Origin of the sequence: Sphingomonas sp. IC081, from assembly GCF_006874585.1 — a bacterium.
In the GTDB taxonomy this organism is placed as follows: Bacteria; Pseudomonadota; Alphaproteobacteria; order Sphingomonadales; family Sphingomonadaceae; genus Novosphingobium.
Genome location: NZ_CP029761.1, coordinates 1922470 through 1934823 on the forward strand (window position 1 = coordinate 1922470; position 12354 = coordinate 1934823).

Consider the following 12354-nt stretch of genomic DNA (forward strand, 5'->3'; position numbering starts at 1 on the left):
GTTATGTGACAATCGGCGCTTCGTCGATGAAGTGCGCGATCAGCCGGAGTCAGGCCATGCGGGCGATCTGCGCGAACTTCCGTCACAGGAACTCTCCATTCATGCGAGGACGACATAGGTTGCGCCGAGGCCGGCGCAGGCGAACAGCACCGGGATCATACCGACCTTGAACCGGAACACCGCGATCGCGGCACCCGCCGCCAGCAGCAGCGCGGGCAGATTCAGGGAGGCAAGGACCGGCGTCTCGAACACGGCGCCTGCGATCCTGACCTCGCGCACTTCGCCGAACAGCGTGTGGATGGCGAACCAGAGCGCAAGGTTGAGGATGACGCCGACCACCGCCGCCGTGATTGCGGTGAGCGCTGCCGAGAGCGCCCGATTGCCGCGCAGCCGCTCGACGAATGGCGCACCGGCGAATATCCAGAGGAAGCACGGGAGGAACGTCACCCAGGTCGTGAGGATCGCGCCCAGCGTTGCGGCGACTAGCGGCGGCAGGCCGGTCGCATCGCGGAAGGCCGCGAGGAAGCCGACGAACTGGACCACCATGATGAGCGGTCCCGGCGTCGTCTCGGCAAGGCCGAGGCCGTCGAGCATCTCGCCGGGCCGGAGCCAGCCATAGGTATTCACCGCCTCCTGCGCGACATAGGCGAGCACCGCATATGCACCGCCGAAGGTAACAACCGCCATCTGGCTGAAAAAGGTCGCGATGCGCGTGAACACATCTTCCGGGCCGAGCAGCGCGAGCAGCAGGATAACCGGCGCCAGCCACAGGAACAGCAGCGCGCCGGAAATCTTGAGCGACCAAGCGAGATTGGGCCGGGCATGATCGGGCAACCCCTCACCGAGCGCGGTGTCGCGATCATGGACCACATTGCCGCCTGTCGATCCGTGTCCGCCGCCACCCTTAAACGCGGCGAACCCTCTGCGGCCGCCGATGTATCCCGCAAGGGCAGCGGTCAGCACGATCAGGGGGAACGGCACATGAAGGAAGAAGATGGCGACGAACGCCGCAGCGGCGATGCCGCGCATGACGTTGTTCTTGAGCGCCCGCGACCCGACGCGCACGACGGCTTGTACCACCACAGCAAGCACCGCCGCCTTGAGGCCGAAGAACAGCCCTTCGATCAGTGGTGCATGGCCGAGCAGCACATAGAGATAGCTCAGGCCCAGGATAGCGAGGAAGCCGGGCAGGACGAACAAAGCTCCCGCGACCAGCCCGCCCTTGGTCTTGTGGAGCAGCCAACCGATATAGGCGGCGAGTTGCTGCGCCTCGGGACCGGGGAGCAACATGCAATAGTTGAGCGCGTGCAGGAACCGTTCCTCCCCGATCCACTTCTTTTCGTCGACCAGGATACGGTGCATTACGGCGATCTGCCCGGCAGGACCGCCGAAGCTGAGTGCCGCGATCCGTGCCCAGACACGCATGGCCTCGCCGAATGGGATACCATGATCCCTGTAGGGCACGTCTGACCGTTCCAGCGAGTCGGTGAGGACCGGGCTCATCGCTCGCCCTTTCGGCTGCTGAAATAGGCGTGGAACTGATCGAGCGCGTCGCCGCCGCGCGCGATCCGCTCAAGATCATCTTCGCTGGACGCGCAGACGCCCGACAACATCGCGTCAAGCCCGGCCGCCTCGGGCCGGTCGAACTTGCCGTCGCCAATGTCCAGCTCGTGGATGATTTCCGCGATCGAAACTAGCGCTGGATCGCCGTCCAGCCCGGCGCGAAACACCAGCGTCTCGAAGCTGCACCGATCGCCCTCATGGGTGAACTCGGCATCGGCCATGTCGAAGCGCAGCTCGCCGGGCTCGGGCGCATAGCTCTTGCCGTCGATGAACTTGAAACCAGCCTTGGGGTCGATGAAGCGGCGGATGAGCCAGGCGCAGGCGATGCGATCGACATGGACGCCGCGCCGCGTGACCCAGGTCCGGCCCTTGAGATCGGCGGGTGTCAGCTCGGGCGGGGTGTCCAACCGGCTGACATCGGGATGCGCGTAACGCTGCGCATCCAGCTCGCGCAGCGCCGCTTCGGCGCCTTGCCGGCCATGCGCGCCGAAGAAGTCGAGCCGGACGATTTCGGCAAGCCGCCTCTGGAGTTTGGCGATCTCGGGACCGGACGCCGGACCCGTATCGAGCAGCCGTCGCGCGGCGTCGGCCAACTCGTCATAGTCCGCGTCGCGCGCCGCATCGAACAGCGTGCGCAGCTCGGCATCGCTCTGGCCCTCGATCAGACGCGCGTCGATCAGCACGGCTTCGCCGCCGCTGGCAATGATCTCGCCGAGCAAGTCACGAAAGGCGATCTCGGCATCCTCGCGACGCGGCAGCACATGGACGGCATTCTTGAGCGGCACCGCGCCAATCGCCTGCAAGCGGCGCCAGATTTTCACGCGCAGATAAGGCGGTTTTGCCGGGAGCTGATGCAGCAGCGCCAGCCAGTTTTCGGGACCGGTTGTATCAATCATAGTGCATATGTATCATTTCACGTGATTCGATGAAACATATATATCTCATATCGGCTTTCGCGCTCACCGCGACCTTCGCCCAACCTGCTCGGGCGCAGCAGGCGCCGCCGGACGGCCTGACGCTCTCCGGCTCGGTGCGCGTGCGCTATGAGACGCTGGACGGCCAGGCACGCGCCGGGTTCGGTGCCGAGGATGAGTTGTTCAGCATCCGCACCACGATCCTCGCCGAATATCGGGAAGATGGGTTCAGAGTCGGGGTCGAGCTTTACGACAGTCGAGCATATGGCAGCGAGCCGGGCAGCGCGATCGGCACGGCCGAGGTAAACACGCTGGAGCCAGTGCAAGCCTATGTCGGCTATGAGGTCCGCGAACCCTTTGGTCGGGGCACGGCGCTGGCCGTGCAGGCGGGACGGTTCACCCTCAATCTCGGCTCGCGGCGTCTGGTCGCGGCCGACGATTATCGCAACACCACCAACGGCTATACCGGCCTGCGCGCCGACATCCGTGCGGGCGACGGCACGGCGGCGACGCTGATCTACACGCTGCCGCAGGTGCGCTTGCCCGACGATCTGCCCGCGATTCTCGACAACAAGGTCCGGCTCGATCGCGAGAGCTTCGACTTGCAGCTTTGGGGCGGGCTGGTGAGCAGGCCGCGCGTGATTGCGGGCGCGTTGGCGGAGATTGGCTATTTTGGCCTTGCGGAACGCGATGCGCCGGGGCGGCCGACGCGCAACCGCCATCTCCATAATATCAGCGCGCGGCTGATCCGTGATCCCGCGCCGGGCAAGGCGGATTTTGAGGTCGAGGGCATCTATCAGCTCGGCTCGGCTCGTTCCTCGCTCGCGGCTACCGCGCCCGAACTCGACGTATCGGCTTGGTTCCTACACGCCGATGCGGGCTATACCTTCCACGGTCCGCTTAAAGCACGGCTGTCGGTCGAATATGACCATGCCAGCGGCGACGGATCGGGCCGCTCGTTCGGACGGTTCGATACGCTGTTCGGGATGCGACGAGCCGATCTCGCTCCGGCGGGCATCTACGCGCAGATCGGACGGGCCAATATCAGCACGCCGGGCGTCCGGCTGGAAATGGCACCGACATCCCGGCTTGACGGCTTCGTTGCTTATCGGGCGATGTGGCTTGCCGAGCGGACTGATGCTTTTTCGACGACGAGCGTGCGCGATCCCTCCGTGCGCTCGGGTTCGTTCGCCGGGCACCAGATCGAAGGCCGGGTGCGCTGGTGGCTGGTCCCGAAGCGGTTTCGCGCCGAGATTAATGGCGCCTGGATTGGCAAGGGGCGGTTTCTGGAAGCGGCGCCCAATGCACCGCAAACCGGCAATACACACTATATCTCGATCGCGGTGACGGCGGCGTTCTAGTGCGACCCGGCCGCTTCTCCGGCAGCTATCAGCAACGCAGCGTGCCGCACATCGTTGTTGTCGCGCAGGGCTGGCAATGCTCGATAGTTGGCCCATCGGACGGAAATGGGCCTAGCATCTTCCATTATATCCGTTATGCTGGATATATGGAAAATGAGTCGGCTATCGTTGCGCTAGGCGCGTTGGCACAGGGCACACGGCTTGATGTGTTCCGCCTATTGGTGCGGCATGAACCGGTTGGTTTGGCCGCTGGCGAAATCGCTCGCCGGCTCGATGTGCCTCAAAACACCATGTCGGCGCATCTTGGCATCCTCGCCCGCGCCAGCCTTGTGCGATCCGAACGGCACAGCCGGTCGATAATCTACCGCGCCGATCTCGACGGGCTGCGCGCGCTAATACTGTTTCTCTTGAAGGATTGCTGCGCCGGCAACACCGAGCTGTGCGCGCCCCTCTTGGCCGAACTTGCCCCCTGCTGCTGATGGAACCACCATGTCTGACAATTCGCCCACTCGCATCTTCAACGTGCTGTTTCTCTGCACTGGTAATTCGGCCCGCTCGATCCTTGCAGAAAGTGCGCTCAACAAGCGTGGAGGGCCGTTCCGCGCTTTTTCTGCCGGGAGTTTCCCCAAGGGCGCGGTCAATCCCGATGCAATCGCAGTGCTCGAACGGATCGGCTATCCAACCGAGGGGCTACGCTCGAAAAGCTGGGACGAGTTCGCCGCTCCCAGCGCGCCGGTCATGGATTTCGTCTTTACCGTCTGCGACAACGCAGCCGGCGAAACCTGCCCGGTATGGCCAGGACACCCGATCTCCGCACATTGGGGGATCGAAGATCCATCTTCTGTCCAGGGCAACGACATGGAGCGCCAACGGGCGTTCGTCACGGCGCTGCGCCACCTTGAAAACCGCATAAGTCTGTTCACGGCGCTACCGATCGACAAATTCGAAACCTCGGCGCTCACCGCCAAGGTGCGCGAGATAGGACAGAGCGAAGGCGCCTCCTCTCCCCGCCCGGATGTGGCGTGATGACGACGGACATCATCATCTATCACAACCCCGAGTGCGGAACCTCGCGTAACGCTCTCGGACTGATCCGCAACGCCGCCATTGAGCCGCATGTGGTCGAGTATCTGAAAACTCCGCCTTCTCGCGCATTGCTGGTTCAGCTTATCGAACGCGCCGGGATTACCACGCGCGAACTACTACGCGAGAAGGGCACGCCTTACGCCGAGTTGCGCCTTGCCGACACGTCGCTTTCCGACGACGCGCTGGTGGATGCGATGATGGCGCATCCGATCCTCATCAACCGTCCGCTGGTAGTCTCGCCGCTCTGCGTGAAGCTCTGCCGGCCATCGGAAGCCGTGCTCGATCTGCTCCCGAACCGCCAACAGGGCGCGTTCGCGAAAGAGGACGGCGAGCGGGTAGTCGATGCCAATGGCGAACGGGTCGCCTGAACCATGTCCAGTGTCGCACCCGCTGCCGGCTCCGTGTCGGCCCGCCCAAGCATGGGGACGTTCGAGCGCTATCTGACTCTATGGGTGGCGCTGTGCATCGTCGCTGGCATCGGCCTCGGGCATCTGCTGCCCGGCCTATTCGCCTCAATCGCCTCGGCTGAGGTCGCGCGTGTCAACCTGATCGTCGCAGTGCTTATCTGGCTGATGATCGTGCCGATGCTGCTTAAGGTCGACTTCGGTGCGCTCGGTTCGGTTCGCCAGCAGTGGAAGGGCGTAGGCGTCACCCTGTTCATCAACTGGGCGGTCAAGCCGTTCTCGATGGCGGCGCTCGGCGCGCTGTTTATCGGATGGCTGTTCGCACCACTGCTCCCGGCCGGCGAAGGCCCGTCCTACATCGCAGGCCTGATCCTGCTCGCCGCCGCGCCTTGCACAGCGATGGTGTTCGTGTGGTCCAACCTCTGCGAAGGCGATCCCGCCTATACACTGTCGCAAGTGGCCCTGAACGACGTGCTGATGGTCTTCCTCTTCGCGCCGCTGGTGGCGCTGTTGCTCGGCGTCGCCTCGATCTCGGTCCCGTGGGACACGCTGCTCATTTCGGTCGTGCTCTACATCGTCGTGCCGGTGATCGTGGCGCAGTTCGTGCGCCAATCGGTCCTCGGCCGTGGCGGACAACCCACGCTTGATCGGCTGCTTGCCCGGCTCGGGCCGGTATCGCTAATCGCACTGCTGGCGACGCTGGTGCTGCTGTTCGGATTCCAAGGCGAGCAAATCGTGGCGCAACCGCTGGTGATCGCACTTCTGGCGGTGCCGATCCTCATCCAAGTCTATTTCAACGCTGGCCTGGCATATTGGCTCTCGCGTCGGTTTGGAGTCGCCTGGTGCGTCGCCGCGCCGGCAGCACTGATCGGCGCATCCAATTTCTTCGAGCTGGCGGTCGCGGCGGCCATATCGCTGTTCGGCCTCAAGTCGGGCGCGGCCCTTGCGACGGTGGTGGGCGTGCTGGTCGAGGTGCCGGTGATGCTCTCGGTAGTGGCGATCGTGAAGCGGTCGCGCGGTTGGTATGAGCGGGGTGCGACTGCGTGAAGGGGCTGACCGTTGCCCGCTACAATCCCGACGCGCCGAGCGAACTGTCGGGCGTGCTCGACGCCGCTATGCTGCCGACCACCGATCTAATGAAAGTCTCCTGATGCCGCTGCGCCAGCTCCCCGATTCCGACAATCTACCGGCGCTCAATCCCGCCTATGTCCGCCAGCGGCCTGCGCTGGGGCTAGGGCCAGCCGATCCCGCGCCGCGCATTCTGCTTCTCTACGGTAGCTTACGCGAGCGGTCGTTCTCTCGATTGGCGGTGGAGGAAGCCGCTCGTCTGTTAGGCCTGTTCGGCGCGGAAACTCGGATATTCGACCCCGCCACGCTGCCGCTGCCCGATCAGGTCAAGGGTGACGATCATCCCGCCGTGCGGGAACTGCGCGAGCTGTCGATGTGGTCGGAAGGGCAAGTTTGGTGCTCGCCCGAACGCCACGGCCAGATAACCGGGCTGATGAAAGCGCAGATCGACCACCTCCCACTAGAGATGAAGGGGATGCGTCCGACGCAGGGGCGCACGCTCGCCGTCATGCAGGTATCGGGTGGGTCGCAGTCGTTCAACGCGGTCAACACGCTGCGCTTGCTCGGGCGCTGGATGCGGATGTTTACGATTCCGAACCAGTCCTCGGTCGCGATGGCCTGGAAAGAGTTCGACGAAGCCGGCCGCATGAAGCCGTCCAGCTACTATGACCGCATCGTGGACGTGATGGAGGAACTGGTGCGCCTCACAGTGCTGCTCCGCCCTCATACGGTCCAGCTCGTTGATCGCTACTCTGAACGGAAGGCGGCCGGCGCGCCAGTCGATCAAGAAACAGACCTCTCACCCATCGCAAGCAGGTCTCAGGCGCTTGTCCTTTGATATTCGCCAGCTTCAATATGCTGTCGCGGCTGCGGATCATGGCAGTTTCTACCGCGCGGCGCGCGCTCGACCTCGAAGAATCAACCCTAAGTCGCAACCTTCGGCCAACTCACGGAGAACAAATCCAGCGTCCACGGTGTATTATGGATAATGGCGTGATGATAGCGTCAATTCAAGTTTACAGATTTTTCTGTAATTCATAAGAGTCTATTTTGACTATATTTAAATAGCGAGATTGTTATTTCTATTTCTTGTCGGAGGTAGATGGCATGTTACAAGGCAAGACACTCATCATCGTGCTGGTTGCGTTGGTCATCGGGTTTGCCGGAGGGTTCGTCCTAAGGCCCATCATCATTCCAGCGCAGCAATCGGTGGCGGACGCCAACGCGGCGCCCATCGCGCCGACATCGACCGATGCACGCGGCACCCAGTATTTCTTGGTCCACATCGACGAGGCGCGGCAGGTCGTTACCGGATGCCGCAATGGTTCGGTGCGGGGTAGCGAATGCACCACCGCCGAGGAAGCGATTATCAAGGCCGATGCCCAGGAACGGCGCAAGCGATTCTTGGGCAACTGACGGCTATGCGCCAGAATAGTTTTTCGCGGCCGCATCGTCAGAATGCGGTCAGGTTCATCCTGTAGCCGGCTAAGCTGACAATAACGATACTTCCGATCAGTCCAATGATCGGTGAGCTTGATGGCGCAGGCCGAAACTCGAACTGAATCATCGCCGGACCGGGACGATGTCACAAGTGGAGCGTTAAGGATGAGTGGGAGCCTGAAATCCGGACGCTACGGCAGCTTGAGCATCGCGCTGCATTGGCTGATGCTGCTGTTGATTGCGGTCGTTTATGCCTGCATCGAACTTCGCGGATATTATCCAAAAGGGAGTGACATCAGGGAAGGCATGAAAGCGTTGCATTTCATGCTGGGCCTGACAGTCCTGGCCTTGGTCATTATTCGCGTGATCGCCCGCATAGTGGGGACCACGCCTCGAATCACGCCTGAACCAAAGGCATGGCAACGCTTCCTGTCGCGTTCTGTCCACCTAGCATTGTATCTGTTCATGATTTTCATGCCCGTGGCCGGTTGGCTGGTTCTGAGCGCTTCGGGCAAGCCAATCCCGTTCTTCGGCCTCGTCTTGCCTCCGCTGATGGGAGAGAACAGCGATGCCGCCCACCAGATCAAGGAACTGCACGAAACGGTGGGGACTATCGGCTATTACCTGATCGGCCTTCACGCCCTCGCTGCACTCGTCCATCACTATGTCATGAAGGACGATACATTGCGCAGGATGCTGCCATGGCGCGCCTAGAACAGCCGGCCCGCGCCGCCGGGTCAGATCGCGTGGGGACCAAGCGATGAGCAGACTACGAACTCATCCTGAGCGCCACGCAGTGAGCCGCATCGGCTGGCTGCGCGCTGCCGTCTTGGGCGCCAACGACGGGATAGTGTCGACAGGGAGCCTGATCGCCGGTGTCGCTGCTTCCGGCGCGGATAAAGCCGCTATCCTGATCGCAGGCGTTGCGGCGTTGGTTGCCGGCGCAATGTCGATGGCGGCGGGTGAATATGTTTCGGTCAGTTCGCAGTCGGATACAGAGAAGGCCGATCTTGCGCTGGAAAAGCGCGAACTCACAGATCAACCCGATTTCGAGCGCCAGGAACTGGCGAATATCTACGTCGGACGAGGACTCGATGTCGATCTCGCCTTGCAGGTTGCCGATCAACTTATGGCCAAGGACGCTTTGGGAGCACATGCTCGCGACGAACTTGGCATCTCGGAAGTCTCGACTGCGCGCCCCCTGCAGGCCGCGCTGACTTCGGCGATCACCTTCAGCGCCGGAGCGGCGGCGCCCCTGGCCGTCATTGCGCTAGCCCCGCAACAGTTCCTGATCCCGCTAGTGATCGCCACGTCGCTGGTTTGCCTGGCTGTGCTCGGATTCCTCGGCGCCCAGGCGGGCGGAGCTGCACCTATCCGCGCCGTGATCCGAGTCACCTTCTGGGGCGCACTGGCGATGGCTCTGACGGCGGGTATCGGACGCCTTTTCGGGACATCTCTTTGAATTTTCGCATCGCATCGAGAAATCTCTACCGTCAGGGTGATTTCGGCCATGGGACGTATCGCGACGAGGGCCGATCATCTTCTCCCGAAGTGCAGCAGATATCCATGCGATTTCCGTCATTGTGATTGGAGAACGCAGGTCGAACACGACCGCGCCGGAACTCTAGACTAGAGAGTCGCCCCTCATGCGAGTGCTTATCGTCGAGGACAACGACCGACTGGCAAAGCTGATGGCCGAGGGGCTTCAGCGCCGTGGCTTCTCCTGCGACATCGCCGGCAATCTCACCGATGCGGACAGCGCCATGGATGGAGCGGCCTACGACGCGATCATCCTCGACCTCGGCCTGCCGGACGGTGATGGCGTCGACTGGCTTGGCGCAAGACGCCGCGCACAACATGTCGCACCGGCGCTCATCGTGACAGCGCGCGGCGCACTGGAGGACAGGGTTGCGGGACTCGATGGTGGCGCGGACGATTATGTCGTGAAGCCGATCGAGATCGAGGAACTCGCGGCTCGGGTCCGGGCGCTGCTGCGCCGTCCCGGTCCACGAGCGCAGACCGTGATCGAAATAGGAGCGCTAAGTTTCGACACGGCGGCCAGAGCGGCGCGCTACGAAGGTAATGAGATCGACTTGTCCCGCCGTGAAGCCGATCTTCTGGAACTACTGATGCGGCGCGCGGGCACGGTTGTCCGGCGCGGCGCCATCGAGGACGCGCTTTACAGCTTCAACGAGCCAGTCACGCCTAATGCGGTGGAAGCCGCAATGTCGCGATTGCGACGGAAACTCGACGAAGCTGGTGCGGGCGGAAAGCTGAATACGATCCGGGGCATAGGCTATATGCTGCGAGAGACAGCATGACACATCGGCGATCCGTTTCCCGGCGTCTGGCAAGAGGGCTCGGTCTGGTCGGATTGATCGGCTCGATCCTATTGCTCGCTGCCGTCGTCTTCTTCTACCGTCTTTCGTTTGTCGATCTCAGCGCGAAGCAGGCCACGGATCGCGCGATCCGCGAGATGCTCGAACATGTCGGTCTGCCGGTCCTTGTCCTGATGGTGCCAATGGCGTTTGTCGGTCTCAGGGTCATCCGACAGGCCTTCATGCCGCTGGAAGAGGCCGCCATGGAGATCGAGGCGGCGCGCGGGCATGAGCGCGGATACCGGATCGACACGTCGCGGATGCCTGCCGAAGCCCTGCCGTTCACGGATGCCGTCAACGATCTGCTCGCGCGGCTGGATGACGCTGCCACACGGCAGGAAGCGTTCGCCGCTGATGTCGCGCACGAACTGCGCACCCCGCTTGCGGTGCTGTCGCTCGAACTCGACCAGTTCGACCATACCGAGGCAAGTCGCCTGAAAGCCGATGTCGCGGCAATGCGACGGCTGATCGATCAATTGATGCTGCTCGCCCAGATCGACGCGGCGGCGGCGGCGCAACTGGCACCCGAGGCCGTGCCGTTGACCGATGTAGCGACCGATGTCGTTAGCCTATTGGCGCCGGGTGTGATCGCGGCCGGCAAGACGATCGCCCTGGAAGCCGGGGCGGAATCGCCGATCGTGCGCGGCCGGCGCGAAGCGATAGCGGCGGCGCTCCGCAATCTGGTGGAGAATGCGGTGCGCGCAACGCCTGCCGGTGGCGCCGTGCAGGTGTTCGTCGGCCCTGGGTGTGCCATCCGGGTCAAGGATCAGGGGCCGGGCCTGTCTTCCGATCGGCTGCATGATCTGATCCGGCGCCACAGCCGCGCCGACCATGCCAGCAAGGACGGCGCGGGCCTCGGGCTCGCGATCGTCGAGCGAATCATGGCCGCGCATGGCGGCGCGCTGACCACCGATCCGGGCGCACGCGAACTGACATTGCGGTTCCCGAAGAATAGCTGAATCTCCTCGCCGTCAGGGAGCCGTCAGTTTGTCCCTCTAGGCGAAGGGCATGAACAGCCGAGCCTATCTTTCCATTGGCGCCATAGTAGCGGTCGGCATCGTGGCCGGCCTGTGGTGGATCGCTGCTGACTCGAACGCGCCGGCACCCCCTGCGGCACGGCCGGGGACGGTTCAGGCAAATGCTGGAGCCGTCCCCGGTGATCTCAGGGTGGACGGCAAGCAGGCGGCACAGCTTGGTATCCGGCTGGCTCCTGCGGTCGCCGTTGAAGACGCCCCGCTGGCGACGGTGCCGGCGGTGATCCAGCCTCCGGCGAATGCGCGCGTGGCGGTGGCAGCGACCTTCCCCGGCGTGGTGATGCGCACGCTGGTCGTCGAGGGCGACACGGTGCGGCAGGGACAGCCGCTGGCGGTCATTTCCAGCCGCGAGGTGCTGATGATGGGCGCGGACCTGACGCGGGCAAATGCGCGCCTCGGAGTTGCTCGGTCGAATGCCGCCCGCCTGTCACAACTCAGCCGCGAGGGCATCATTGCCGGCGCTCGCGCCGACGAGGCCAGTGCGATGGCTGTGGAAACCAGCGCCGACGTTTCCGAGAAAGCGCGCATCCTGCGGATGGTCAACGGTCATGGCGCAAGCGGCAGCTATACGCTGACGGCGCCGATTGCAGGCCGCGTCACGACCGCCAGCATCCAGGCGGGAGGTTCGGTGGACGGGACGACCGCGCCTTATGTGATCGACGCGGCGAACCGTTACGAAGTGCTCGGCCAGTTGCCCGAGCGGCTGGTGGGGCTGGTCCACCCTGGCATGACCGTGCGGATCGATCCAGACATCAGGGGCCGCGTGACGGCGGTCGGATCGACCATCGATCCGGCAACCCGGTCAGCCAGCGTGAAGGCCGAGATCGCCGCCGGTCCAGGTATCGTGGCCGGGCGGGCAACCAGCCTGTCGATCGCCGGCCCAGCGCCTGCGGGTGCGGTTGGTGTGCCGGCTGCCGCAGTCGCCACGGTGAACAACAGGACTGTCGTCTTCGTCGCCACCACCGGCGGCTTTGCCATGCGCGACGTAGAGATCAGCGGGACGGGCGGCGGCCAGGCCGTATTGCTGTCCGGCGTGAAGCCCGGCGAACAGGTCGTCATCGCTGGCACGAGCGCGCTCAAAGCGCTCGCCCTGTCGCGGTAATCGG

The 12354-nt window shown here is 63.5% G+C and carries 14 protein-coding genes; 12 read left to right on the forward strand and 2 right to left on the reverse strand.

The features are described 5' to 3' along the window. Nucleotides 1-99: 99 nt before the first annotated feature. Nucleotides 100-1503 carry a chromate efflux transporter gene (gene chrA, locus DM450_RS09305; RefSeq protein ID WP_142634267.1) on the reverse strand — a complete coding sequence of 468 codons (1404 nt, stop codon included), beginning with the start codon at nucleotides 1501-1503 and terminating at the stop codon, nucleotides 100-102. After that, the gene (locus DM450_RS09310; RefSeq protein WP_177178983.1) at nucleotides 1500-2459 is read right to left on the reverse strand and encodes a chromate resistance protein ChrB domain-containing protein; all 960 of its coding nucleotides are present in this window, start codon (nucleotides 2457-2459) and stop codon (nucleotides 1500-1502) included. The genes chrA and DM450_RS09310 overlap by 4 nt, the downstream gene beginning before the upstream one ends. 29 nt (nucleotides 2460-2488) lie before the next feature. Here DM450_RS09310 and DM450_RS09315 point away from each other — a divergent pair, with 29 nt between their 5' ends. The 12 genes from DM450_RS09315 (at nucleotide 2489) to DM450_RS09370 (ending at nucleotide 12350) form a co-directional block, all read left to right on the forward strand. Continuing rightward, nucleotides 2489-3838, forward strand: coding sequence for an alginate export family protein (locus tag DM450_RS09315; protein ID WP_093063436.1), 1350 nt, complete (start codon nucleotides 2489-2491; stop codon nucleotides 3836-3838). A 146-nt stretch (nucleotides 3839-3984) separates the two neighbouring features. Then, complete coding sequence (locus DM450_RS09320; protein WP_093065128.1) at nucleotides 3985-4317, forward strand: ArsR/SmtB family transcription factor; 333 nt, start codon at nucleotides 3985-3987, stop codon at nucleotides 4315-4317. Nucleotides 4318-4327: 10 nt separating this feature from the next. Further along, nucleotides 4328-4864, forward strand: coding sequence for an arsenate reductase ArsC (locus DM450_RS09325; RefSeq protein ID WP_142634269.1), 537 nt, complete (start codon nucleotides 4328-4330; stop codon nucleotides 4862-4864). Then, on the forward strand, nucleotides 4864-5292 hold the full coding sequence (gene arsC, locus DM450_RS09330; protein WP_093063434.1) for an arsenate reductase (glutaredoxin): 429 nt from the start codon (nucleotides 4864-4866) through the stop codon (nucleotides 5290-5292). Before DM450_RS09325 ends, arsC begins: the two co-directional genes overlap by 1 nt. 3 nt (nucleotides 5293-5295) lie before the next feature. Next, nucleotides 5296-6375 (forward strand): ACR3 family arsenite efflux transporter, encoded by a 1080-nt coding sequence (gene arsB, locus DM450_RS09335; protein WP_221889458.1) that lies wholly within the window; start codon nucleotides 5296-5298, stop codon nucleotides 6373-6375. 103 nt (nucleotides 6376-6478) lie between these two features. Continuing rightward, nucleotides 6479-7234: an arsenical resistance protein ArsH gene (gene arsH / locus DM450_RS09340; RefSeq protein ID WP_093063433.1), complete on the forward strand. Its 756-nt coding sequence runs from the start codon at nucleotides 6479-6481 to the stop codon at nucleotides 7232-7234. 269 nt (nucleotides 7235-7503) lie between these two features. Next, nucleotides 7504-7812 (forward strand): hypothetical protein, encoded by a 309-nt coding sequence (locus tag DM450_RS09345; RefSeq protein ID WP_142634271.1) that lies wholly within the window; start codon nucleotides 7504-7506, stop codon nucleotides 7810-7812. A gap of 120 nt (nucleotides 7813-7932) precedes the next feature. Then, complete coding sequence (locus tag DM450_RS09350; RefSeq protein WP_235890259.1) at nucleotides 7933-8550, forward strand: cytochrome b; 618 nt, start codon at nucleotides 7933-7935, stop codon at nucleotides 8548-8550. A gap of 46 nt (nucleotides 8551-8596) precedes the next feature. Then, nucleotides 8597-9298 carry a VIT family protein gene (locus DM450_RS09355; protein WP_093063430.1) on the forward strand — a complete coding sequence of 234 codons (702 nt, stop codon included), beginning with the start codon at nucleotides 8597-8599 and terminating at the stop codon, nucleotides 9296-9298. Nucleotides 9299-9482: 184 nt separating this feature from the next. After that, nucleotides 9483-10157 (forward strand): response regulator transcription factor, encoded by a 675-nt coding sequence (locus tag DM450_RS09360; protein WP_093063429.1) that lies wholly within the window; start codon nucleotides 9483-9485, stop codon nucleotides 10155-10157. Further along, the gene (locus tag DM450_RS09365; protein ID WP_142634273.1) at nucleotides 10154-11173 is read left to right on the forward strand and encodes a sensor histidine kinase; all 1020 of its coding nucleotides are present in this window, start codon (nucleotides 10154-10156) and stop codon (nucleotides 11171-11173) included. Before DM450_RS09360 ends, DM450_RS09365 begins: the two co-directional genes overlap by 4 nt. A gap of 49 nt (nucleotides 11174-11222) precedes the next feature. Beyond that, entirely contained in the window at nucleotides 11223-12350 is a 1128-nt protein-coding gene (locus DM450_RS09370) for an efflux RND transporter periplasmic adaptor subunit (RefSeq protein ID WP_142634275.1), read from the forward strand. Nucleotides 12351-12354 lie beyond the last annotated feature (4 nt).

What these genes read in the sequence shown, in the direction of transcription:
- chrA (WP_142634267.1), bottom strand. Translation starts at nt 1,503, where the DNA reads ATGAGCCCGGTCCTCACCGACTCGCTGGAACGGTCAGACGTGCCCTAC.
- DM450_RS09310 (WP_177178983.1), bottom strand. Translation starts at nt 2,459, where the DNA reads ATGATTGATACAACCGGTCCCGAAAACTGGCTGGCGCTGCTGCATCAG.
- DM450_RS09315 (WP_093063436.1), top strand. Translation starts at nt 2,489, where the DNA reads ATGAAACATATATATCTCATATCGGCTTTCGCGCTCACCGCGACCTTC.
- DM450_RS09320 (WP_093065128.1), top strand. Translation starts at nt 3,985, where the DNA reads ATGGAAAATGAGTCGGCTATCGTTGCGCTAGGCGCGTTGGCACAGGGC.
- DM450_RS09325 (WP_142634269.1), top strand. Translation starts at nt 4,328, where the DNA reads ATGTCTGACAATTCGCCCACTCGCATCTTCAACGTGCTGTTTCTCTGC.
- arsC (WP_093063434.1), top strand. Translation starts at nt 4,864, where the DNA reads ATGACGACGGACATCATCATCTATCACAACCCCGAGTGCGGAACCTCG.
- arsB (WP_221889458.1), top strand. Translation starts at nt 5,296, where the DNA reads ATGTCCAGTGTCGCACCCGCTGCCGGCTCCGTGTCGGCCCGCCCAAGC.
- arsH (WP_093063433.1), top strand. Translation starts at nt 6,479, where the DNA reads ATGCCGCTGCGCCAGCTCCCCGATTCCGACAATCTACCGGCGCTCAAT.
- DM450_RS09345 (WP_142634271.1), top strand. Translation starts at nt 7,504, where the DNA reads ATGTTACAAGGCAAGACACTCATCATCGTGCTGGTTGCGTTGGTCATC.
- DM450_RS09350 (WP_235890259.1), top strand. Translation starts at nt 7,933, where the DNA reads ATGGCGCAGGCCGAAACTCGAACTGAATCATCGCCGGACCGGGACGAT.
- DM450_RS09355 (WP_093063430.1), top strand. Translation starts at nt 8,597, where the DNA reads ATGAGCAGACTACGAACTCATCCTGAGCGCCACGCAGTGAGCCGCATC.
- DM450_RS09360 (WP_093063429.1), top strand. Translation starts at nt 9,483, where the DNA reads ATGCGAGTGCTTATCGTCGAGGACAACGACCGACTGGCAAAGCTGATG.
- DM450_RS09365 (WP_142634273.1), top strand. Translation starts at nt 10,154, where the DNA reads ATGACACATCGGCGATCCGTTTCCCGGCGTCTGGCAAGAGGGCTCGGT.
- DM450_RS09370 (WP_142634275.1), top strand. Translation starts at nt 11,223, where the DNA reads ATGAACAGCCGAGCCTATCTTTCCATTGGCGCCATAGTAGCGGTCGGC.